This is a genomic window from Maribacter sp. MMG018 (assembly GCF_018100785.1).
Classification (GTDB): Bacteria; Bacteroidota; Bacteroidia; order Flavobacteriales; family Flavobacteriaceae; genus Maribacter.
Genome location: NZ_JAGJEC010000001.1, coordinates 1,070,366 through 1,092,599 on the forward strand (window position 1 = coordinate 1,070,366; position 22,234 = coordinate 1,092,599).

Annotated in this window: 23 protein-coding genes; 1 reads left to right on the top strand and 22 read right to left on the bottom strand. The window is 38.8% G+C overall.

The annotated features are described in order from the left end of the window. Positions 1-59: 59 nt before the first annotated feature. Complete coding sequence (locus tag J8L85_RS04655) at positions 60-359, bottom strand: GNAT family N-acetyltransferase (RefSeq protein ID WP_211015018.1); 300 nt, start codon at positions 357-359, stop codon at positions 60-62. A 260-nt stretch (positions 360-619) separates the two neighbouring features. Between J8L85_RS04655 and ssb the strand changes: the two genes are divergently transcribed. After that, positions 620-952 (top strand): single-stranded DNA-binding protein, encoded by a 333-nt coding sequence (gene ssb, locus J8L85_RS04660; protein ID WP_211015020.1) that lies wholly within the window; start codon positions 620-622, stop codon positions 950-952. 93 nt (positions 953-1,045) lie between these two features. Here ssb and J8L85_RS04665 read toward each other — a convergent pair whose 3' ends face one another. From J8L85_RS04665 to J8L85_RS04765, 21 genes are all read right to left on the bottom strand, one after another. Further along, complete coding sequence (locus J8L85_RS04665; protein WP_348771723.1) at positions 1,046-2,710, bottom strand: C45 family peptidase; 1,665 nt, start codon at positions 2,708-2,710, stop codon at positions 1,046-1,048. After that, the gene (locus J8L85_RS04670) at positions 2,710-3,585 is read right to left on the bottom strand and encodes a cupin-like domain-containing protein (protein ID WP_211015022.1); all 876 of its coding nucleotides are present in this window, start codon (positions 3,583-3,585) and stop codon (positions 2,710-2,712) included. The genes J8L85_RS04665 and J8L85_RS04670 overlap by 1 nt, the downstream gene beginning before the upstream one ends. Further along, positions 3,585-5,135, bottom strand: a complete 1,551-nt coding sequence (locus tag J8L85_RS04675; RefSeq protein WP_211015024.1) for an NAD(P)/FAD-dependent oxidoreductase — start codon at positions 5,133-5,135, stop codon at positions 3,585-3,587. The genes J8L85_RS04670 and J8L85_RS04675 overlap by 1 nt, the downstream gene beginning before the upstream one ends. After that, positions 5,132-8,740, bottom strand: a complete 3,609-nt coding sequence (locus tag J8L85_RS04680; protein WP_247656553.1) for an MMPL family transporter — start codon at positions 8,738-8,740, stop codon at positions 5,132-5,134. The genes J8L85_RS04675 and J8L85_RS04680 overlap by 4 nt, the downstream gene beginning before the upstream one ends. 67 nt (positions 8,741-8,807) lie before the next feature. Then, on the bottom strand, positions 8,808-9,977 hold the full coding sequence (locus J8L85_RS04685; protein ID WP_211015028.1) for a DUF2062 domain-containing protein: 1,170 nt from the start codon (positions 9,975-9,977) through the stop codon (positions 8,808-8,810). Positions 9,978-10,076: 99 nt separating this feature from the next. Further along, positions 10,077-10,562 (bottom strand): hypothetical protein, encoded by a 486-nt coding sequence (locus J8L85_RS04690; RefSeq protein ID WP_211015030.1) that lies wholly within the window; start codon positions 10,560-10,562, stop codon positions 10,077-10,079. Further along, positions 10,562-10,930 carry a 3-hydroxyacyl-ACP dehydratase gene (locus J8L85_RS04695; RefSeq protein ID WP_211015032.1) on the bottom strand — a complete coding sequence of 123 codons (369 nt, stop codon included), beginning with the start codon at positions 10,928-10,930 and terminating at the stop codon, positions 10,562-10,564. Before J8L85_RS04695 ends, J8L85_RS04690 begins: the two co-directional genes overlap by 1 nt. A gap of 33 nt (positions 10,931-10,963) precedes the next feature. Then, a complete protein-coding gene (locus J8L85_RS04700) occupies positions 10,964-11,569 on the bottom strand; it encodes a hypothetical protein (protein ID WP_211015034.1) in 606 nt (201 codons plus the stop codon). Beyond that, on the bottom strand, positions 11,550-12,167 hold the full coding sequence (locus tag J8L85_RS04705; RefSeq protein WP_247656554.1) for an outer membrane lipoprotein carrier protein LolA: 618 nt from the start codon (positions 12,165-12,167) through the stop codon (positions 11,550-11,552). Before J8L85_RS04705 ends, J8L85_RS04700 begins: the two co-directional genes overlap by 20 nt. Continuing rightward, positions 12,160-12,936 (bottom strand): polysaccharide deacetylase family protein, encoded by a 777-nt coding sequence (locus J8L85_RS04710; protein ID WP_211015036.1) that lies wholly within the window; start codon positions 12,934-12,936, stop codon positions 12,160-12,162. The genes J8L85_RS04705 and J8L85_RS04710 overlap by 8 nt, the downstream gene beginning before the upstream one ends. After that, positions 12,930-13,997: a beta-ketoacyl synthase N-terminal-like domain-containing protein gene (locus tag J8L85_RS04715; protein ID WP_211015038.1), complete on the bottom strand. Its 1,068-nt coding sequence runs from the start codon at positions 13,995-13,997 to the stop codon at positions 12,930-12,932. Before J8L85_RS04715 ends, J8L85_RS04710 begins: the two co-directional genes overlap by 7 nt. Beyond that, positions 13,994-15,193, bottom strand: a complete 1,200-nt coding sequence (locus tag J8L85_RS04720; RefSeq protein ID WP_211015041.1) for a beta-ketoacyl-[acyl-carrier-protein] synthase family protein — start codon at positions 15,191-15,193, stop codon at positions 13,994-13,996. The genes J8L85_RS04715 and J8L85_RS04720 overlap by 4 nt, the downstream gene beginning before the upstream one ends. Positions 15,194-15,251: 58 nt before the next feature. Further along, positions 15,252-15,506: a phosphopantetheine-binding protein gene (locus J8L85_RS04725; protein ID WP_047246587.1), complete on the bottom strand. Its 255-nt coding sequence runs from the start codon at positions 15,504-15,506 to the stop codon at positions 15,252-15,254. A gap of 6 nt (positions 15,507-15,512) precedes the next feature. Next, a complete protein-coding gene (locus J8L85_RS04730) occupies positions 15,513-16,109 on the bottom strand; it encodes a 3-oxoacyl-ACP synthase (protein WP_211015043.1) in 597 nt (198 codons plus the stop codon). A gap of 5 nt (positions 16,110-16,114) precedes the next feature. Then, the gene (locus tag J8L85_RS04735; protein WP_211015045.1) at positions 16,115-17,176 is read right to left on the bottom strand and encodes a methyltransferase; all 1,062 of its coding nucleotides are present in this window, start codon (positions 17,174-17,176) and stop codon (positions 16,115-16,117) included. 62 nt (positions 17,177-17,238) lie between these two features. After that, on the bottom strand, positions 17,239-18,381 hold the full coding sequence (locus tag J8L85_RS04740) for a beta-ketoacyl synthase N-terminal-like domain-containing protein (RefSeq protein ID WP_211015047.1): 1,143 nt from the start codon (positions 18,379-18,381) through the stop codon (positions 17,239-17,241). Beyond that, on the bottom strand, positions 18,374-18,811 hold the full coding sequence (locus J8L85_RS04745) for an acyl-CoA thioesterase (RefSeq protein ID WP_211015049.1): 438 nt from the start codon (positions 18,809-18,811) through the stop codon (positions 18,374-18,376). Before J8L85_RS04745 ends, J8L85_RS04740 begins: the two co-directional genes overlap by 8 nt. Then, complete coding sequence (locus J8L85_RS04750) at positions 18,801-20,069, bottom strand: ABC transporter permease (RefSeq protein ID WP_211015051.1); 1,269 nt, start codon at positions 20,067-20,069, stop codon at positions 18,801-18,803. Before J8L85_RS04750 ends, J8L85_RS04745 begins: the two co-directional genes overlap by 11 nt. Beyond that, positions 20,062-20,805, bottom strand: coding sequence for an ABC transporter ATP-binding protein (locus tag J8L85_RS04755; RefSeq protein ID WP_211015053.1), 744 nt, complete (start codon positions 20,803-20,805; stop codon positions 20,062-20,064). Before J8L85_RS04755 ends, J8L85_RS04750 begins: the two co-directional genes overlap by 8 nt. 26 nt (positions 20,806-20,831) lie before the next feature. Beyond that, positions 20,832-21,839, bottom strand: a complete 1,008-nt coding sequence (locus J8L85_RS04760; protein WP_211015055.1) for a BtrH N-terminal domain-containing protein — start codon at positions 21,837-21,839, stop codon at positions 20,832-20,834. Then, complete coding sequence (locus tag J8L85_RS04765) at positions 21,823-22,233, bottom strand: hypothetical protein (RefSeq protein WP_211015057.1); 411 nt, start codon at positions 22,231-22,233, stop codon at positions 21,823-21,825. The genes J8L85_RS04760 and J8L85_RS04765 overlap by 17 nt, the downstream gene beginning before the upstream one ends. Between the last annotated feature and the right edge of the window lies 1 nt (position 22,234).

The window sequence follows — 22,234 nt, forward strand, 5'->3', positions numbered from 1 at the left end:
TAATTATGTGTATGCTATTGATGTTGTAGTGCTGTGATAATAAAATACGATGGCGATTTTTATTCTGTATTTGCATCTTGTATCACTAATTTGTTCCATTCTGGATGCCGTTTTAGATAAGAGGCCACAAAAGAACAAAGAGGAATCAGTTTTAATTGCTTACGCTCTATATCTTCTAACACTTTGGAAATCAATTTTGATCCAATTCCTTTTCCGGCCAAAGATTGGGGTACCTCGGTATGTGTCAAAAATATTTTATCCTCTTTTTTTGTGTACTCGATTCTTGCTATGGCATTTTCGACCCTTGCTTCATAGCGGTTTTTAGAGGGATTGTCTATTACTTCAAAATCTGTATGCATGGGGTGTTACTTTAAACTTTTAAGGTAGCAAAAAAATGCTTGTGATGCGAAAATAGGAGATAAGCGTTTTTTTATGTAATTATTTTATTTGTATAAATAATTGATATTTAGTTGTTTAAAAGTTTACAAATGATTGTAAACGATTACAAACGAAATTAAGTGTTTTGTTACCGACTCGTGTTGGACGATGGTTTTAGGTTTGCAGTGTCGGATCAAGGAGGTTCGATGGTATTAACTGTTTAACGATAAAACAAATAATTATGAACGCACTTAAAAACAAAGTACAGTTGATTGGAAACTTGGGGCAGGACCCAGAAATTATTACCATGGAAAATGGCACCAAACTAGCCAAGTTTTCTTTGGCGACCACAGAGAGTTATAAAAATGCGAAAGGGGAAAAGGTAGATGACACCCAATGGCATAACGTTGTTGCCTGGGGCAAGACCGCAGAGATTGTAGAAACGTATTTGCTAAAGGGGAAACAAGTAGCGGTAGAGGGTAAGTTGACACATCGTTCTTACGAAACAAAAGAAGGGGAAAAGAGATACATTACCGAGGTACGGTGTAACGAACTTTTAATGTTAGGAAAGTAATAGCTTATATAAACCCCGGGCAACATAACGTGTTCGGGGTTATTTTATACCCTAAAGGCAATGATTGTTTTTTAAGGGATTTTGAATAGGTTGTTACCTCTTTATTTTACGAATTAGTTTTTCAAGGTTTTTTTTGTCCGGTACGGTAGTAATTTCTTTTTCCAGTGCATTTTCAAAGTAATCCAAGGCCAACCGGTCGTATCCTTTTTTATAATTGTAAAGACCTGCTAAATAATAGGCCTCCCAGAAATTGGGGTTCAGTTCGATAAGTTGGTCCAAAACGGGTTTTTCGATTCTTTCTTCATCGGCTATGGCGTCTTGTACTTGGTTTCTCAATACCCGGTATTGTTCGTAGTTTTTATATTCTTTACTTTGTAAGAACGGGTCTTTGGCAATGTTGAGGTCGTTTTTTGCTACATCGTGCTTAGGGTCTTTTGCGGTATTAAAAATCTCGTTTAGGTCATATGCTACAAATTCCCCTAATTGATATGGGTTGCTAGAAACCCATACCAATAGTTCTTCTGGTTTAAAAACGATGCCATGGTGTGCCAACAATTGATTCAGCGCTTTTTCGTTGCCATAACCGATTTTCTTTTCGTCCAACCCTTCTTTATCCCTTAAAATATCTACTACCTTTTTGGGTGTTACCTTTTGCGTTTCGTCTAAAAGCTCTTCCATGCGTTCATACCTATATTGCGAATGACTTTCTAAAATATGTTTTTGGTTCTTTTTGTCATTTGAATAAGCGGCACTTTGAAAGTGGTTGGCACAGATCAGTTGATTGGAATTTTCTACTTCGTAAACCCCAAAGTTTTTTGGGGAAACCTCTATGATAGCCGCTTTCTTATCTTTTGCACTACCTACAAAAATGGATTCCGATACGAATACTTCGCGCTTTTTTGCAATTTCAATGGCCTCATCTATCGTTGAGGCATATTGTAGTATTTCTCTTGTCACCAAAGAAACGGGAGTTTTGGCGACTAGGGGAAATTGTGATTTACCGGCGTTTATGGTGACGGTAAGTCCTTGGTCGTTCATACCCGATACAACCCCGATCATTCCGCCCCAGGTAACCGACATAAATGCATGGCCTTCATCTGGTTTTATAAAAGCGATAATTTTATTTTTTGAAAAATCGTCCCCTGCGTAAAAGTCGAAATTACGGCCTATCAATAATTTGCCATCGTCGGTGTGGTCTCCCCACGCCGCAAAAGAAGAACAGCCGACCAAAGCCAAATCTTGCAGGGCATGGCCGATATCATGGGCACCATGAAAGTACATGACCCTTTGGTAGGGTTTGGCGATATAGTCGTAATCGGGAGATGCATAGCGTGAAACACCATACAGTTCTACCTTATATTTTTCGTCAATGTTCAGATACATTTTACGGTTAAACCATGCCAGAAATTTACGAAGTAGGTTCTGATATCCTTTGGAGGGGACCAGTTCGTCTATTTTTTTTATAAAAAAATCTTCCTGTTCGTTAAACAGTTCTTGTGTTAAGTGCCCTGTTTTTAGACCTAGTTCTAAGGGGTTTCCGGTTACATATAGCTCCCAGAGCCCTTGTTGGTTCTTTCGCAAGAAATTATCTTCTATAATAAAGGTAGTATCGTTGATCTGTACCCGCTCTGAAATTTCTGTTCGATATTGTGAAATATCGAGTTCTTCTTTTAATGATTTGGATACGCCGCATGAAACCATGCAGCCCATGAGCAAGAAAAGAACAATAAAACGATGTAAGGTGTTTAGGTATCTCACTAAAGAAGGTTTGCTAGGTTTTTATGTGTTTTTTTTATGGCCAGTTCATCTTTATAATCCAACCACTTTTGTCCCCAATGTTTTCTTGTAAAATTATCGAAATGACGCATGATCATTACATTATATAACATTTGCATGAATTTTTTCGGTTTTCTGGGCAAGGCCCTCAGCGTCATAGAGAAACCACCGTCCAGGTACTTTATATAATGCCAATAGCCACTGGGCATAAAAAGCGCATCACCATGTTCCATATGTGCGGTAATACCCTCTGCATATTGCAGCGCTGGATAGGCCTCAAAATCAGGATTATCCATATCTATGGACTCTAAATTATGAATGGAATATGGAACCCTGTATAAGTATTTAGTTTGATCGGGAGAAAATAAGGTTACATGTTTATGGCCGTCAAAATGAAAATGCATACTGTCCGGCAAATCAATGTCGTAATGCATAAATACCTTAGATTCGCCACCGCCAAAGAATAGGGCCGGAAGTTTTTTGAAAAACTTGAGCCCTATATCGGGGTATTCAAAGTCTTGGGCTAGATCGGGCATCTTTTTTAGTATTTCATAAAAGAAGATCCTAAGGTCTGTAGGCTTTGTTTTTAATATTTCTATATACGCTGCCAGTTTCATTTCCTGTACCGGTTCGTATACACTTTGTTTGTCTTTTGCAGGTTCGTTGTTGTACAACGGAACCACTTGGTCGCCAGCTTTCTCTTGAATGTAATCTAGGGTCCATTTTTTATAGGCGGGCCAGTTTTTGGTCATACCCTTGATCAATACCGGTTTTTGGGGTCGGTAATAGTTCTTTACAAAATCTTGCTTTGAAACGTTTTCTAGAACGGTGATCGGTGTAGTCTTAAAAGTTCCCATTAGACTATGGTTTTTTTATTTTCTTTCTCTAAAAGTTTCTTTTTGATCTTATTGACCAAGTAAGGGCCTCCCAAAATTTCTGAACAGGTAACCACTCCACTTATGGTAACACCTAAAATGCCGTGCATGTTTAGACTTTGACCTGTTAAGAATAGATTTTCGATTTTTGTTTTGGGCGATATAAAAGATTTTAAAGGATCGTTTACATCTTTTACATAACCGTACATAGAACCTTGATGGTTGCCAATATAATCTCTGTAAGACAATGGCGTGGAGGCATGTACCGACTGTATGCACTCTCTGATATTAGGGAACTTTTTTTCTAATTCTTTTAAAAATATTTCTGTTTTCTGTTTTTTGAAAGATTGGTATCCAGCACCTCTATCGTTTTTTTGTGACACGGTGTTAAAGGTGTCCTCCCATTCCAAGATTTCTTCATATCTCATATAGGTGATCGCCGTAAGCTGCTCTCCCCATTCATCTTGGTTTTTTCTGGCTCCCATACAAACCATGTATGTTTCTGGCCAGGTTTCCTCGGTGTACTTATGGCCCTCCCAAACTTTTTTGTAATCTTTAAAATGGTAATAGTTCTTGTTTAGATATTTAAAGGTTTTGGGCTTTAGCACAATGTGGATACTAAATGCGGAAATGATACTTTCCATTTCCTGTATTCGGTAGTTATACGATTTTCTAAAGTTTTCTTCACCTACCAGTTTTAGGGTGTATTTGGGTTCAATGTTAGATATAAACAGATCTCCGTACACGATACGGCCATCTTTTGTAGTGGCGGATACCAACTTTTTGTTGTTACAGGTTATATCTACTACCTCACTATGTTTATAGGCCTCCCCACCATTTTCTTTTAGTTTTCTTACAAGAAGTTTTGTAATCTGGCTACCTCCATCCGCACACCTATAGGCACTTTCTATATAAGAATTAATGGATAGGGCATGAACATATAGAGGGGTTTTGTCGGGGTCACCGGCATATAAGAGGTTGGATCCTGCCAAAACGGCCCTAAGTTTCTCATTTTTGGTAATACTGTCAATATAGCCCTTGGCAGTTTGCTGAAATAATTCTGGATCGTTACCGTAAGGTTTGCCCTCCTCCAGTTTGTACAAGGGAAATTTATGACATATTTCCTGTAATTTGGCACTATACGCTTCTATGGCGTTGCGTTCTTCAGGAAATTTTTTGATCAATTGAGCTATAAAATTATCATATCCCTGAGCATGCGGATATACTTCGTCATCATTGCCAAAAGAAATGATATCGTAACCGTCTTCATCCAATCTTTTAAATTGGAGACCGTCTAAAATATCCAGATAATCAAAGTACTTATAAAGGTTCTGGCCTTCCGAAAGTCCTCCGATATAATGCACCCCGGTATCAAAAATAGTACGCTCGCGTACAAAGGTCTGAAGATTGCCACCGTACTGGTTGTTCTTTTCCAAAACACAGACACTACGACCTTCACGTGCCAGAATGTTGGCCGCAACAAGACCTCCCATTCCGCTACCTATAATAACTACGTCGTAATGTTTTTTCAATGTTGTGTTTTTTTGTTTAGTATAATAAAATTATCACTTTGATCACTAATGGAGAAATCTGTATGTGAAACTTCTTTCAAATCAATATTTTCTTTTGGTTCTAAAAGAATTATCGTTTGAATATCAGGGTTTTTGATTTTTGTTAGTTCGAACTCATTAAGGTGTACAATTAGCAAGTTTGTCGATTGCGACAAGGCCTCTTCCGCGGTACGGTATACGGTGATCTTGCTATGGTTCTTTGTCAGAAAATTTTGCTTTAAGGCTTCTCTGGATAGTGTGTCGGATAAATAAGTATGTATTCTTCTGTCCAGTGAGTCCAACGATAACAATAGGTCTAACTGCCCGTCATCTGCCGAAAGATGAACAATAGTTTCTTTGGGGGATATTGATCTAATGATCTTGTGGTATATTTCAGAATATAGTTTTAGGTCGGTCTTGACCCTTTTGTACATTGCGTCACCTTTATAACGGTAGTTTTCAAGTAAGGTTTTTTTCCAATAATCGGAACCTTCTTTTTGCTCACGTAACCGTCTAAACTCTTTTCTAAAGTAAGCGCCTACCAATTTGCCTTTTTTGGTATAATCCTCCCCATATTCTTTAGAGGAAACCGGTATTCTTGGCAATAACTCTACGGTGATACTGCCATCCCTAATTACAAAACTGCCTTTTGGTAAAACTTCTGAGTTGCCATGAATTAATACGGGCAGTAGATCCAAGTTTAATTTTTCGGCCAGGTAAAAGGCACCTTTATGGAATCTTTTGATCTTATTGGTCGTGGAACGTGTTCCTTCGGGAAAAGCAATAAAAGAAAAGCCCTGCTCCAGTTTGTTCTTTAAATATAGCTCTCCATTTTCTATCCCCCCCGAAACCGGATAAGCCCCTGCTAGCTTGGCTGCCCTTCCGAATATGGGTGAGTTGTAAACCCAATCGTTGACCAAAAAGATAATTTTTGGGTGTAACATACCAATACATAGAATATCTAGAAAAGAGGTATGGTTGGCAATGATCATTACCGGTTTTTCAAAGGTTTCGTTATGCGGGTTTACCACTTGTTTTTTTACAAAGGGGTTGGTGTACAATACCGATTTCATGAGAATGGAGACCGCTTTGTGAAATCGTATGTTTTCTTTTTGCGCTTGATCGGGGTTTATTTTGGTTACGATCCACGCGTATAGAGAGAAAACAATACCGCCAAGACCAAAATAAATGAAAGACAATACCGAATGGATGAAATATCTTAATGAAATGGGTCTTTTATCCTTATTTCCTATAAAAAGTCGAAATAACTGCGGTTGCAATGTAAAGGCCACAAAGGCGGCAGAAAATATTCCGATAAGAGAGACCCTTGAGATGGCATATAGTGCAGGATGTTTGGCAAAGACCATGACCCCAACACTGGCTATGGTCGTAATAATGGATAACAATATAGAGGTCTTATGTGTGGGCAGTGTTTTAACACCGGTCCTATGCTCGGTCAATAGGCCATTGGTAACGAAGATGCTATAATCCACGCCCAAGCCAAAAATGAAACTGCAGATAATAATGTTAAAAATATTGAACTCTATATTCAGCAACCCCATGATGCCAACGGTTAAAAACCATGTTAGAAAAATGGGTATCGCCGTTACCAAAGTCAATGATAGACTTCTGTAAAACAGGGCAAGTATAACCAATACGGTGATCAACGATAACGTCAACAAGCGGTTAAAGTCATTTTTTAAAGTGCCCAAGAACGACTCGTTCACTTGTTTTCTATTTATAAGCAAGGTATTCCGCTCGTCTTTAAATCGATCTTTTAAAATATCAAATTGGTCGTCGTTCAATTTTACCAACGTAGTGGCCGTAGTGCCAGAGCTATCTGTAACTATATAGTCGTCTATGCTCAACAACGGAACTTTCTCAAGATCGGAAAGGGGCATCGGGGTGAAATTACCATTGAGCCAGGTATAAAAATTTTGAAAGGTACTTTCTTTGAATCCTAGGTCTTTCGAGAAATTATTAAGGTTTTTTTCTAAGGAATCTATTTTTTTTGACGTCCAAAAATTGCTCCATGAATTGATTTTTTCTTTTTGGGTCTTAGAAGATTTTGCAAGACTGGAGACCGAGGTAAAGTTGATAATCTCGTTTTTTTCTTTTAGTTGCCTTAGGTCTTCGTAAAAGGCATCGTTTTTTTGTAAAACCTTTTCCCGATCCTCTCCGTAAGTAGATAGATAAACGGATTTTGATTCTAGGTCGGTAAGTTTTTCGAGCTTTAGTTTTGCCTTTGTAAGTGCTTTGGACTCATAGTTTAGTTTACTGATATCTTGGTTAAAAGTTACTTTGTTGTAATAAAAGGCGCTTGTTACTATACCTATGACCAAAAGTCCTATGGCCCATTTGTTTTTATGAAACTGAAATGCGGCCAAGTGTTCCAGAAAATTGGTTTTCTTTTTTACACTTTCTTTATAGACATATACCTGTGGTACAAATAACAAGGCAAAAAGGGACGCTCCGGTCACACTTACAGAGGCAAAAATACCTAGGTCTTGTAGCGCTTGTGAGTCTAGGAACAAAAGGCATAAAAAAGCGGAAGCCGTAGTAAGACTGCTCATTATAATAGAGGGCGCCACCTCGTTATAGAGCATTTTTATACTGTGTCCCTTTCTAATATGGGTAAGTATGTGTAGGGCATAATCTAAGGTAACACCCAATAATATAGCGCCGATACCCAATGAAATGGCAGAAATATATTCGCGTACCAACGATAGGAATGCCATTGCGACCAGCGCCCCAAAAACGGTGGGGGCAAACAGAATTAGTGGTAAAGTGAACTTTTTGTAAAAGACTATTAAAAGGATCAGCAAAAGTATCATGGCGATACTTACCGTAAACAAAATATCATTTTTTACCTGCTGTGCATTGGCCACGGCGACCATGGCGGCACCAAAAAATGACACTTCTATATTGTTTTGGTATTTGGTCTTGAATTTGTTTTCCAGAGTATACAATCCGTCCGATAAAGGTTTGTTCTCTACCGTGGCGCTAGATGGGTTTACAGGGGTTAAAAAGAGTAAAATATTTGTTTCTTCCTTGTTCAGTAAAAAGCCATTATGGAGTTTAAAATCTTCTGCTACCCCTAGTTTTTGAAGTTTTTTTAAAGCAATAAATGATAGGCCCAAAGGGTCTTTGAGGATGCTTTTTTTAGAAATAATACCGGACGGGGATATAAGCGTTCGGTAATTTTGTTCCATTTGACGTTGTATACTGTCCTTCGATAATTTAAGGTCTATGGCCTGATAATCTCTCTCCTCAAGAAACAGAGGAAGGTGCTCGTATACGAGATCTAACATATGAAAGACTTCGGTATCGTTTACCTTGCCCTGAACCTTTTTGACATAGGGTGAAAGGTCTTTTAAAACACTGTCCGTAAACTCAGAGGCATACTGGGTGAGTTCATCTATAGAGGTATTGGGGCCTTTTTCAATATTAACGATGATCTTATCGGTAAATGAAATGGACTTAAGTACTTTTTGAATTCGAAGTGTTTCCTTATTGGAGGGAATTAAAGCGGTGATATCATCTTTAAAATTGACTTTTGAGGCTAAAAACAAAAGAACAAATACCATTAGCAAAAGTAACGATATGCTAAGGCCCTTGTGGTTTTTTATAGAATGATATGTCTTCAGAAAAAAATTACCCATTATTAACGGCTATTTTCCGCTTTCCCCAATATGTAAGGGTAAGATAGCCAATTCCCCCTAAAATTAAAGCGCTGCCCGTTGCGAATAATAAGCTACCGATAATATATGCTTTTAGGTGTGTTAAGAAATCAAAATTTTGATGAATGGCATCTAATGAAAAGGTAAATGATTCTCCTAAGATCCAGCTACCGATCTTTAAGCTTGCCAGCACCACAAAAGGAATAAACGGTGGTAGGCTTACATTGGAAAAAGCAAAGGCAATGGGCTTGTTCAATTTAAACAGAACGGCCAAAAACAAGACCAGTACGGTGTGAAGCCCCCAAAATGGACTTAGCCCTACAAAAACACCCAAAGCAATGGAAAATGCCTTTTTAGACGGTGGGTCGTTACTTCCCATTACATCCTCTAAAAGAAATTTTTTAACTCCTTTTTTTTTAAGTTTTCTGAAAAAATTACGTGGTTTAATATAGAAAACGGTTACTAGCACGAACCACGTGTTCAAGATACTTATACGCGTAAAATCGGGTACGGTTCTAAAATGTGATACACGATCTTTATCGTCATATAATATTTTTACCGGAACGTTTTTTACCAATGTTCCGTGCCAAGATGCCTTTACGATCACTTCTATTTCAAACTCGAACTTAGGGGTGTAAAGTTTTAACTTCTGTATCTCCTTTAAAGGGTACAAACGATAGCCACATTGTGTGTCGGTAAGCCAAGTTCCCGTTTCGAACCAGAACCAAAAATTGGAGAACTTGTTGCCGAAGCTACTTTTTCCGGGTACGTCAGATTGCGACATGTTACGGGCGCCGATGTAAAGTACGTTCTTGGTTTGCTCGGTTTCTAGGGTATCTAAAAAAATCGCAATATCCTCTGCAAAATGTTGTCCGTCAGAATCTATGGTAATAGCAAATTCGTACCCCCTGTCCAGCGCTGTTTTAAAACCAACTTTCAAGGCTTTTCCCTTACCTTCATTTTTTTTAAAGTGAACCTTTTCTATCTGTGGAAAGGTTTCCAGGATTTCGGGGGTGCTGTCGGTGGCTCCATCGTTTACAACAATAATATTGCTGGTGTATTCCAAAACACTGTTCAAGACCTTTGCCAAGGTTTTCTCATTGTTATAAGTAGGTATTATAACACAGCAACGATGTTGTTGCATTCTCTCTTGTATGGCAGTGGGGGCGGGCACGTTTATATGATGGATGTTGTTTTTTAGTTAGTGGATAATGGTTTGGGCAAAGATACGCATTAGAGAAAGCTAAAAAGAGGCCTTTTCTTCTTCTGTAAAAAGTTTTGATGTATGAATATAATCTCGGATCAATGTTTTTATCGAATTGTTATCCAATTTATCATGATTTTTAAGAATAAAATTTTTGTCCTCTTCGATCTTGGTATTGTACTTAAGGATCTTTGGAGCGTTTTCTTGAACACTTAGCCTAATAAAATGGAGTTCTATACTGTCGGGGTTCAATGCCAAGGCAGACTCTATGATATCTGCCCCTTTTTTAAAGAAATTTTTCTTTTCCTTGATACTCTTTGCATGTTTGGCCTTTAAGGTCAGAGTAGCGCCTTTGTAACCGTAAAGGATAATATTGTCGGCTTCGGAGACATTTGACAGATCTTTGTATAGTTCGTCTGTAACATTGGGATCTTCTATGGCCATAGGGTACATTTTGCGCACCTCTTTTAGGTTCATTGAAAAAAGAAGTAAAAAAACCAAAGGACCAAAAAGTAATGATTTCATTAATTTTTTATTTTAAACGTAGCGTTCAATTTTAATGCCAAGGTTTCATCAAAACTTACCGTGTTTTTCACTTTGATGTCGCCATCATTTTCTGAAAGTGCTAAATGGAACTTTATTACTTCGTTTTTATGAGGATTGATAATGGCCATAAACTTTACATTCGAAGCCACGGATAGCGCTAGGTTTTTATCCAATGATTTTTCGGTGAGCTCTTTTATGATTTGAATAATACAAACCCCTGGCATAACCGGGTGTCCGGGGAAGTGACCTTCGAAAATACTATGGTCTTTGTTTAATTTGATAATGGCCTCGACCTTTTGCTGTTCATGCTCATATTCCAATATTTCGTAAAGACCGTCGATTAACATATATGTTGTTTTGTATCCTCAAAAGGAAGCTGTTTAAATGGCAGTCAACCTAATTTGGAGTTTTATATTATTATGTGTGATTTGTATATAATCTACAATGTTATTACTTATTTTCGAGAATTTAATAACTACTTTTTCTTTTTGATTTGCAATATGTGCAATTTGAGTTAAAGTATCCGATTCAAATAGGTAAAAATATTTTTTAGCTCTATTTTGGGTCTTTACCAAACTTTTATTCCCGTTTTTAAAGGTGTCTATCGAGGGTATGTGTTCTTTTATAAGACTTCGAAAATCCTTTTCTAAAATATTCAGCAATAACTTACGGTCCATTTCTTTAAGAATACGGTTTACCTTAAAACCGTCGCCTTCAAAAGAAAAATCGAAAATAGTATTGCCAAATTCGGTAGTGAACACTACCCGGTGATTGTTCTCCGCTATTTTTTTAATTATTAGAATACCTCCAAATTGTTTGTCGAAAACAAGAATGCTGGCTTTATAGACATAATCATGGTCTACATTTGAGAAATACGGATTGGTAACTTCAACAGATGTGGAGGTCGACTGGTCGTAACCCATTTTTTTTGGGTAGGGGGTACAACCAATAAGTATTACGAAAATACTACTGAGAAAAAACCGCATCTGGTATTGCTTTGTTTTCTATCCTGTTATGAAAAATAATCAGGGTATAATCGTTGCTGGGTTCTATCATTTTTACCCTGGTAACTTCGCCGGTTTTGGAGAAGGATATATGAAATGTCTTTATAAATTCAGAAAACTGTGTGTCTTTGGGGGTGAAATGTACAATGCTGGAATCATCGGTCTTAAAATAATCGATTTCAAATTCGTCTGAAATAAACATATCTCCGTTAATACTGGCGGTAATTAACTGGTTTAATTGTTTAAACAGTTTGTTGGAGCCAACATTCAGGTCGCTCTTGTTTCCATTGTCGTTTATGTAGAGCTTTTCGTTCTTAAAAAGTATCGAATATGAGAAGGGGGCGGAGTATTGCCAAAGTACCTTGTCCGGTGCCTGAAAAGCAAGTTTGCCGTTAGATTCGATATCGTTGGAAAGAAAATCTAAATGTTTGTACTGTGTAAAATCGCTCAGAATGGTTTTGGTGACGGCGGCCTTTTCTTTGACCATGGTGCGTAGAACCTGCGCTTCGGCAGATGTCATCTTGGTTTGTGCCGTAACCGCTTCTATGAACAAGAGTGTTATTACCAAAAATTTATTCATAAGCTTTGATCTGTAGTATTTGGTCTACTGTAACCGATTCTAGTTTTTTCTCATCCAAAAATAACAATAACCGTTCCAAAACACGCACACTTTTTTCACTGGTATCATGTAATAGAACAATGTCGCCTTTTGAAATTTTAGAAGTAATTCTCTTAAGAACCATATTTTCGTTTCTCGGGGTAGTATCCAAAGAACGTACGTTCCAGCCTATAGAGGTTAGGTTCAATTTTTTTACACTCTTTTCTATACTGGGGTTGGTTACTCCAAAGGCAGGTCGATACAATTTCATTTGTAGGCCACTGATATTTTTTACCAAATCTATGGTCTTGAGAAGCTCTTTACTTACTTCTTCCTCGTTAAAAAAGCCAAAAGACCTTACGTGTGTATAGGTGTGGTTTCCAACGGTGTGCCCGCCGTCTATGATTGCCTTGAAAAGATCTGGGTTCTTCTGCACTTGTTTTCCGACACAAAAAAAGGTGGCCTTGGCATTGTGTTTTTTTAAAAGCTCTAATACTTGGGGCGTATATTCTGGATGTGGGCCATCATCAAAGGTTATGGCAACAAGGTTGTCTTTAATACTTTTATTGCTGTGTAGGGATTTGTAGTGATAGTTCCATCGTATAAAAAAAGAACCGCATGCGGTAATCAAGAACCAAGATAGAAAAACGAGTAGGTATACTGTTAACGGAATAACGGTAAAAAAAGAAAGACCCAGCAACATTACCGTTAGAATGATGAAAACAGTATTTACGGTCTTACGCCTTAGCATTTTTCCAACAATACCAGGCTATGGTTTCGTCCTCGGTATTGGTTATATAACAATAACCTTTTAGGCTCGGTTATGTTTTTGTCGTTAAGCTTCACTATTTTCGGTACCTCACCTGTTTTGAATATTTTATTGGCCAACCAGAACCCAAAACCGGTTGCGGTATCATATTCGCCCGAAAGATGTTTAAAAACAAGTTGAGGTGTGTTGTCAAAAATCGAAGAGCAGAGATTGGTGTAAAAATGATCATACTCAACATCACCATTGTTGCCTAAAATTACTCCGTCCAGGTCTTGTACAGAAAGTTCGTTGTCTTTTAGAAAACCGGTAATTACATCTGCGATTTTATCTTTTTCCAATGTGTTGTATATACCAATGGATGTTAATTTGGAATAAGTAGATTTCCCTTTTTTGTTGGAAAGCACAAAAAAATGAGATCCTTCACCGATTACGGCCCCTTTGGTGTTCGAAGAAAGTACTTCTTCCATGGTCACGGGTTTGTCTTTTACATGACCTATGAACCTATGTGTGTCCACATGGTGGTCTACCATCTCATCTACACCACCCACTAAAATATGGGTAGCTTCATTTGCCTGTAGCTGTAATTTTGCATCCCATAGGCTAGACTCAAAGGAAATAGAGGCATTAACGTATGTAAAATTATGACCTTTACAACCCATATCGAGTGCTATGGATCCTGCAACGGTGTTATGTGACGATTGTATAAATCGGGTAGGGGTCAAATATTGTTCATCGTTTTTGATGATGTCGCTTACGAATTTTTCAGAATCCCCAAGGCATCCCAATCCTGTACCGACAATAATGGCATCTACATTTTGCAACCCTGCCTCTTTCATTGCGTTTTTAGAGCTTACTGCGCTCATTTTAATGCCCTTGGCCATTCTGCGGGCAGCAGCGGGCGGAATGTACTCTTTGTAATTAGGGTCCACAACCTTTAAGGTGGTGTCGTTATACGTAACGATATCCTCTAAAAACTGCGTGCTGTCAAATGTTTTTTGAACAGATACAGAACCTATACTATTTATGTAAACTTCCTTTTTCATGCCTCTTTGGTAAAAATAAGAGTAGAACAATTACCTCCAAAACCAAAAGAATTAGAAAGTACCGTATTAATTTCTTTATGCTTTAATGCCGTCTCTGGAACAAGATCGAACTCGCTCATAGGAGTTTTAAAACCAATGTTAGGGTATATTATATTGTTTTGAATTGCCAAAACGGAATAGATGGCCTCTACACTACCGGCTGCGGCCAAGGTGTGCCCTGTAAAAGCTTTGGTAGAACTAAATTCAGGAACGTTGTTGTCGAAAATTCGTAAAAGTGATCTTCCTTCTGAAAGGTCGTTGTTCGGGGTTGCCGTCCCATGGGCATTAATATAATCTATATCTGAAGGTTTTAATCCTGCTACTTTAAAAGCTTTCTCCATAGCTAAAACGGCACCGTCGCCATTTTCGGAAGAGGCTGTTTGGTGAAATGCATCGTTCGCATTGCCATACCCTTTTACATAAGCCAGCACTTTCTTGTTCTCTCTAGAGACGATCTCGTCCGACTCCAATACCAAAAAGGCTGCCGCTTCTCCTAAATTCAACCCTTTTCTATGTTCGTCAAAAGGAGTGTTGTAGGTATCGGAAAGTATCATAAGGGTTTTAAAGCCGTTTATGGTAAATTTAGATAAACAATCAGATCCCCCTACGATAACACGGTCCAGTTCACCGGCTTTTATCATTCTTGCCCCTAACATAATTGCGTTGGCAGATGAGGAGCAAGCTGTGCTTATGGTGGTTACAAAACTTTCTGCAAGTCCAATGGCATCCGCTATTTTTTGGGTGGAGTCACCGGCATGCAAGCCGTTGATATGGTTCCAGTGCTCATCACTTTCATAATAGTCATAGAAGTATTGCTCCGCCTTGTCCATACCTCCGACAGTGGTGCCCGATATAAGACCGGTTCTACAATCTTTAATGTTGTCAATACCAGCTTGGGAAATAGCTTCTTTGGCCGCAATGATGCCCAAGAGGGGTGTTCTTGAATAAGAATTGGGAGCTAGGCCCAACTGTTTTTCGAGCATATCGTTGGTTTGGGAAATTTCCCCTACCATAATATCGTTCTTATGAACCGTGTTTATTTGGGTAATACGTGAAATACCCGTTTTATTGGATGTTAAAGAAGTTAAATTTTCTTCTACATTGTTTCCAATGGAAGAAATTAACCCCATCCCGGTAATAGCAATTCCTCGGTTCATTGAAAGTAATTAAAATTACTGCTGATCGCATTTAAATGCGATCAGATATATGGTATCCTTATGCTTTGTTGGCAGAAATGTAAGCGGCCATGGTATCTATTGACTCAAAAATTTTTCTTCCCTCTTTAGGGTCGGCCAATTTTATGCCGTAATCCTTATCGAGCATTACGATAAGTTCTAAGGCATCGATAGAGTCTAGCCCTAGGCCGTCGCCGAAAAGTGGATCATTGTCCGCAATTTCATCAACGGATACATCCTCTAAGTTTAATTGCTCTATGATCTTTTCTTTTAATTCTAATTTCAAGTTACTCATTGGTCTCTAGTATAATCGATTTATTTCGGCTTCGGAGTGCACAAAAGTACCCTTCTTTGCCACAACATACAAAAATGCATTATATTTTCCATTATCCACATCTACCCAGCCACATAATGCTTTTTCCGCTTTATTGCTATCCAATAACTCGTTAGCATAGGTGCTTAAGGTTTCAGGTGCAAACTCGTCCGTTACAAAAAAGCAATTCTCCGAGTACAATTTATGTTTTATACTTATTTCTCCCATACATATATTAGGTAGGGTGTATACGAATACCGCCGGACTTGGGTAGTACTGCTCGGCATTCTTAATGGATTCTTGGTACGTGCGATCCGTATCCAAGCTAGAAGCTTTGTTAGATAGAATAAGGGCTATGTTTTTTTCTTTTTCGTTTTCCAACAATACATGTGCCGCCAAGAACCCAAGTTTGCTGAGGTTGTCCATTTTAAAAAATTTGGGGTAATCTACGATCAATTTTTTGTAGGCCGCTTTCATGACCAATTTAAAATCGGTTTCCGATGTTTTAAAAACAGTTTTTCCGTTTACGGACACTTCCCCATCTTTTACATGGCAATAATTTTGTATGTAGAAATTGTTTTTCAAAAATTCTATTTCCTTTTACAGACGAACAAGGTATGGAATTCCCCTAAATTAATATCTTCTTTAACACGCAATCCTGCTTCATCGGCTAGTTCAATAAGCTCGGTGGCCTTGTACATTTTACTGTTGCCATTGGCAAGTGCCGTAAAATATAAAGAGGTTGCTTCCAAGGTGAATTTTGCGTTGTCGAATTTTTGACGGTCCGTATATGTTTCTATGATGATGAGCTCGGTTTCTGGATCCATTGCCTTTACGGCCGTCTTCAGTATTTTTAAAATTTCCTCTTTTGAAAAACAATCTAAAAATTGGCTCATCCAAATCGTATCGGCACCATTTGGTATACTGGGGTTTTCTGACAGCCAATCTATTTCAGTGCCACTGACCCTATCGCCAAAACCGGCATCTGAGGTGTTTTTTAAAGCTTTTTTTAATTGGCCGGGTAAATCAAAAATGCGCACGTTTATATCATCATCGTAAGAACAGCATTGAATGGCGAACTTACCTGTGTTGCCGCCAATATCGAATAGGTGCTTTGGTTTGTGTTTAAAAACGATTTTTAGGGCCTCGTCGAAAATACCATCAGAATAAAAATGGTCAAAATCGAACCACGATTTCTGAATTTTGGGGTTTAATTGTGAAAGTCCCTCGTAGATGGTTTTCCAATTGCCCAATTCTTTTAAGCCTGCCGGTTTTTGTTCTTTTATGGCTTCTTGTAAATGAAATAACCCTTGGTAACAGACATCTTGGGTAAAATTCAGGTTTACCTCGGTCATGGGATTATAGCTCAAGAAGTACCCAATTTTACTAAGTTCGTATTTTCCATTATCGTCTACATAAACAATATCGGCACTTTCGGCGATTTCTAAAAGTACACTAAGGCCATATTCACTAATGGAAAGGGCTTGTGAGATTTCTTTGAGCGTAACGCCACCTTTGGCATTGTTCGCAAAGATATAATCGAAGATACCAAGGTTTTTTAGGGAAACTGTTGTTTGAAAAACAAAAGGGGCAAAAGCTATCTTTTGTGCCTCTTGTAGTGCATCAATAGCTTTGATGTTCTTTTTTGACATTACGTTCTTTCACAAAATTAAAATGGCGAATTTAATACTATCCCATTTATTTTCAACTATTCTTAGGCTTTTTGAAAAATGACGGCGGTATTTGAACCTCCAAAACCGGAAGCCGTTTTTAAAAAAGTGTTTATGTTTTTTGGAGTGGTCTCTTTAATTATGTTCAACGGTTGAGAAACCCCCAGTTCTTTAAAACCCAAAGATGCGAATAAGGTATTTTGATGTAGTGAATGCATCCCGATGATGGTTTCCAATAGGCCGGAAGCTCCTAATGTGTGTCCAAAATATCCTTTTAAACTGTTCAACGGTGTATTTGATAAGTTTGCTCTTCCAAAGGCAATAGATTCCATTTCATCATTGTACATGGTAGCCGTACCATGGGCCGAAACGTAATCGATATCGGTGGCTTGCAGTCCCGATTGTTGTATGGCGGCCTCTACACTTCTTAAAAGTCCCTCGCCTGTACGTGATGGACCCGAAATGTGATTGGCATCGTTACAAGAGCCCTCGCCCAGCACTATTACCGACTCATCGGTTGTTTTAGATGCGTTATTGGTTACTAATACACTGCTTGCTACTTCACCTATGTTTATTCCGGTCCTGGTCTTGCAATAGGGCCTACACGGGTCTGTGCTCAGGGCCTGAAAGGCATTAAAGCCCGAGAGTATAAATTGTGTTACCAAATCGCCTGCAACAATAAATACATCATCGTACAAACCTTGTTTGATGAAGCGTTTGGCCGCTGCAATGGCCAGTACACCAGAAACACAGGCGTTAGAGATGATGATAGGCTTGTTTTCGAAACCGAAGAATTGCTGTATTTTTTCTCCAAGAGCGGGTAAATATGCCCTGCTTTCCGGATATGGGCTTTCGTTTTCCAGCACATCGATATTGCCCTTGGTGGTTGAAATGATAAGCCCGGTTCTTTTTGTCAATTTTATACCGGCCTTCTTTAGGCTATCGGACAAGGAGACCAACATCATTTTCTCTAAACGTGTATGCTCTTCGTTCGGTGACAATGCCTTGTAATGTTCCTGCAGTTCTTTTTGATGTACCCTTGATGAACAAAAAGGAGTGTCAAGAATCTTTTTATCCTCATAAATAGAAAGTCCGGTAACTTGGTTACGTATACTTTCTATCGCAGAAATACTGTCAAAACCAAAGGAAGAAACAATGTTGTTATGTGATAAATAAACTTTACTCATTAATTAAACCTACTTTTTTCTTCCAGTTTAAAAAGAACTCTGGAATAACCAAGGATAGTTCTCCTTCTAATTCTACAAATACCTGAACCGTTTCCCCGACGCATACGACCTCGCCATCAGGGTTGTATATTTCATATTTAAATATCATTTTGGCGGCGGGGGAGTCTATATAGGTCGTCTTTATTTCTGCCACATCGCCATATCGTAACGGAAGCTTATGTTCGCAAGTGGATTTTACGATCGGTGTAGAAAAATTATGTGCTTTTTGGTCTAGATATGAAATTCCATGGTGCCGCCCAAAGGCTTCCCTTCCGTCTTCAAAATACTGAATATAATTACCGTGCCATACAATGCCAAGAGGGTCTGTTTCGGTAAAACGAACCCGTATCTTACTGGTATGGCTAATTTCTTTTTTGTTGCTAGACTGCATTTTTTCTTTCGTTATATAGGATCGCGATTACAGTTGTGGCTATAAAAAATAGTAGAAGTAATGCCAGTTCCGGAACAATTTCTTTGAACCCTACATTGCGTAAAAATACGTCATAAAAGGCATTTAGACCCCAATTCATCGGAGATAGCTTAGAAATTGTTTGCATAAAGGGAGGCATGGCGAATACCGGTACCCAAACTCCGCCGATCGCCGCCAAAATTACTACGAATGTAGCGCCAAAAGGGGCCGATTGCTCTTGTGATTTGGCAATGGTACCTAATAATAAGCCTAATCCCACGGCCGCTAGGCCTGCAAAAAGGGCAACGAGCATGAGAAGTGGAATTCTTCCCGAAACATCTAGTTTAGGAAGTCCTAATGTCGGAAATAGATATATTCCTACCAGTAGCATCAATACAAACTGTATTAAAGATACGGTTAGAAAAACCAAGGTTTTTCCACCCAATACTGTTGCATACTTGACGGGTAGCGTTCTTAAACGTACAAAGGTGCCCTGGTTTTTTTCGTTTACCATATTGATGGACAATGGTAGTATTATAAAGAATATGGCAAACAGGGTCCACGCCGGTATATTGTGCTGTGTTGAGTTGGGTATTGTTTCTTTTTTATGTGTGTTGGGTATTATTTCCTTGAAAGAAATAAAGCTCTTGGTGTCAAATAAAGGTTCGGTAGGGTCTTCGCCCAATTCTTCTTGAAAAGCTTGATAGATGGATTGACTCTCTATCTGAGCGATCATTTTGTCTACATTGTTTCTTACCGAGCTCTTGAAGGCTTGTTGTGCGGCAGGATCAAAATAGAGCCTGATTTCTTTTTGGGATATGGGGCTACTGTTGATGGGGGTGCTTTCTTCTTCCACCCCGAACTTGGCCAGAATGCCCGTTACGTTTTGCCTTATTTTTAGATTAAGGTCTTTGGTCAGGTCTTTGGGCAATATGATGGCCAATTGATAAGCTCCTTTTTGAACTAGGTCCTGAGCTATGGATTCTTGTTGTTCAGGTACTATTTCAAAAAGATTTGAGTCTTTTAAACTCTGTTTTACTTGGTTAGAAACATCACCTTTGTCCAAATCTACCAAGAGTACAGGTATTTTATTTTCCTGTATGATCTTAAAAGTGTTGTCTTGTATAATGGTAATGGTAATTACCAAAAGTAATGGCATTAAAAACAATACCGCCAAACCACCAAGATCTCGGGTAAGCAATAAGAGCTCTTTATGTGCGGAAACCAACAGTTTATGCATGGTCACGTAGAGCTTTGCCTGTTAACGATAGAAAAACACCTTCTAAATCTGTAATGTCTTCCTCTTTTTGTATTAATTCTTGCGGTGTTCCCATACATACAAGTTCGCCATGGTCTATGATACCCACGGTAGTGCAAAATTGCTCCGCTTCGTTTAAATGGTGAGATGTGTAGATTATAGTGGTGCCCGCTTTGTTCAATGTTCTTAAAAACTCTATAATCACGGTCTTTGATTGTACATCTACCCCAACCGTAGGTTCGTCCAGAAAAAGTACTTTAGGTTGGTGTAACATGCCGGCAATAAGATTTACACGGCGTTTCATGCCCCCAGAAAATGCTTTTACCTTTTTATCGGCAAATTCATGAAGACCCAATATTTTAAGATGGGAAAGTATGGTTTCTTTTAAATCGTTTCCTTTTAACCCGTACATACTTCCGAAATAATTTAGATTTTCATAAGCTGTTAGGTTAGGGTATAGGGCATACTCTTGGGGTACGATGCCTATGAGGTGTTTTAGTTGGTTTTTATGGGAACTAAAATTTAGGCCGTGTATGCTAAAATTGCCCGATGTTGGTTTTATAAGGCCGCATAACATAGAGATAAGGGTAGTTTTGCCTGCTCCATTGGGCCCCAAGAGACCAAAAATTTCACCTTCACCAATTTTCAAGTCCAGATCGGAAACAGAAAAATGTGCTGCATCCTTGTACTTTTTTGAAAGTTGGTCGATTTGGATCATGAAATAAAAATCAATTTAAGAATGTTTTACACCGATTTCTTTAAGGCCTTGAAAAAAGATTCCTCCCTAGCGGCCAATGCTTCTAATTGGGTGGCAACATCTTCGTAACCATTGCTCTCCGCATTCCTGTTTTTGTATATTCTAGATGCATCTACGGCAAAATCGCGCCAAGCATCGCCAATAGAGGTCATTTCTTTTGACAGCTCCATTAGCTTGTCGTTTTCTAAAACTTCACTGGCCTCTTGTAAAAATGCACCATAAATATATCTAAATCCACCACCGCCGGTTCCTATTTCCTCTTGCATTCTAACAATTTGACCTAAATAGTGGTTGGCTTTTTTTGTCCCCAGTTTATTGGGCCATTTTCTAATGTTCTTGGCTACCCATTTCATGGCCTTAACGCCAACAATAGGTACGGGGGCGGTCATGTCGCGAGAGGTTTGTTTAATGCCTTTTACTATAGCGGTTTTGAGCTCTAATTTCTCAGGAAAAGCCGTGGGGTAGTACATATGGCCTTTTGGTGCAAAGGCGCCCTTGGCGAAGCGTACTTTCTCTAACTCTTTACTGCTGAGACTGGTAACATCTTCCATAACGGGGTCGCTTATTAAATAGCGATCGCCCTCTTTGCCGTACACCACCATATTGTGTGCATTGAAATGAAAACGGTATTCATCGGGGAAATAGATTAAGTTGTATACCCCTACCTGTAACCCGACGGGGTTGTTGTTGGCAAGGTTTTGGTCCAATCTTTTTTTTGCGAGCTCGGGGTTGGTGAACTTTTCGCGTTTCATTTTAATGCCCGTACGTTTAGCGAATTTATTAAAGATGAAACCGGGCATAGATCGGTATGTGAAGACCGGGGCATAATTGACTTTTAAAAAAGGGAGGTAGCTGAACAACAACCCCGAACCTATGCCAAAGACCATTGGTTCGCTTATTTCAAAGCCATTATGACGCATTAAGTTGGATACCACGCCATTTTCACAATGGGCGGCCTGGTTATGGGTAAAGTCTATTTTAAGATTCTCCGCCATTAAATGTTTTTAGTTGATTGATACTGATGTCGAACACATCGGCATATTTTTGTAACGTTTTGTCGCTTAGTTTTTTGAAAACAGAAGGTTTAAAATGTCTTTTGACCCTCCATTTCCATAGGCCTACATAACTGGCCAGTACGGTGAGATCCATTTTGTGCAATTCCATATAATACTCTATGGGGCTGGTCTGGTTGTTGGCTACCCGTTCTTTTGCCAGGGCAATACGTTCTTCGATTTCCTTGATGGCATTGTCAAGTGCAATGGTCTTGGGGTCCCAACCCGTGCTTAACGAAGTGGTGTATTTGCCATTTTCATCAACGGCATACATCATTTCACGAATGTTGGCGGATGCAAGATTACTTTTGTCTTGAGGTACTTCCTCTTTTTTCATA

Coding starts and splice junctions, on each gene's coding strand:
- J8L85_RS04740 (WP_211015047.1), bottom strand. CDS start 18,381: ATGAGTAAAGTTTATTTATCACATAACAACATTGTTTCTTCCTTTGGT.
- J8L85_RS04745 (WP_211015049.1), bottom strand. CDS start 18,811: ATGCAGTCTAGCAACAAAAAAGAAATTAGCCATACCAGTAAGATACGG.
- J8L85_RS04760 (WP_211015055.1), bottom strand. CDS start 21,839: ATGGCGGAGAATCTTAAAATAGACTTTACCCATAACCAGGCCGCCCAT.
- J8L85_RS04735 (WP_211015045.1), bottom strand. CDS start 17,176: ATGTCAAAAAAGAACATCAAAGCTATTGATGCACTACAAGAGGCACAA.
- J8L85_RS04720 (WP_211015041.1), bottom strand. CDS start 15,193: ATGAACCGAGGAATTGCTATTACCGGGATGGGGTTAATTTCTTCCATT.
- J8L85_RS04655 (WP_211015018.1), bottom strand. CDS start 359: ATGCATACAGATTTTGAAGTAATAGACAATCCCTCTAAAAACCGCTAT.
- J8L85_RS04700 (WP_211015034.1), bottom strand. CDS start 11,569: ATGCGGTTTTTTCTCAGTAGTATTTTCGTAATACTTATTGGTTGTACC.
- J8L85_RS04710 (WP_211015036.1), bottom strand. CDS start 12,936: ATGCTAAGGCGTAAGACCGTAAATACTGTTTTCATCATTCTAACGGTA.
- J8L85_RS04715 (WP_211015038.1), bottom strand. CDS start 13,997: ATGAAAAAGGAAGTTTACATAAATAGTATAGGTTCTGTATCTGTTCAA.
- J8L85_RS04725 (WP_047246587.1), bottom strand. CDS start 15,506: ATGAGTAACTTGAAATTAGAATTAAAAGAAAAGATCATAGAGCAATTA.
- J8L85_RS04680 (WP_247656553.1), bottom strand. CDS start 8,740: ATGGTATTTGTTCTTTTGTTTTTAGCCTCAAAAGTCAATTTTAAAGAT.
- J8L85_RS04670 (WP_211015022.1), bottom strand. CDS start 3,585: ATGGGAACTTTTAAGACTACACCGATCACCGTTCTAGAAAACGTTTCA.
- J8L85_RS04765 (WP_211015057.1), bottom strand. CDS start 22,233: ATGAAAAAAGAGGAAGTACCTCAAGACAAAAGTAATCTTGCATCCGCC.
- J8L85_RS04690 (WP_211015030.1), bottom strand. CDS start 10,562: ATGAAATCATTACTTTTTGGTCCTTTGGTTTTTTTACTTCTTTTTTCA.
- ssb (WP_211015020.1), top strand. CDS start 620: ATGAACGCACTTAAAAACAAAGTACAGTTGATTGGAAACTTGGGGCAG.
- J8L85_RS04755 (WP_211015053.1), bottom strand. CDS start 20,805: ATGATCCAAATCGACCAACTTTCAAAAAAGTACAAGGATGCAGCACAT.
- J8L85_RS04685 (WP_211015028.1), bottom strand. CDS start 9,977: ATGCAACAACATCGTTGCTGTGTTATAATACCTACTTATAACAATGAG.
- J8L85_RS04750 (WP_211015051.1), bottom strand. CDS start 20,069: ATGCATAAACTGTTGGTTTCCGCACATAAAGAGCTCTTATTGCTTACC.
- J8L85_RS04705 (WP_247656554.1), bottom strand. CDS start 12,167: ATGAATAAATTTTTGGTAATAACACTCTTGTTCATAGAAGCGGTTACG.
- J8L85_RS04695 (WP_211015032.1), bottom strand. CDS start 10,930: ATGTTAATCGACGGTCTTTACGAAATATTGGAATATGAGCATGAACAG.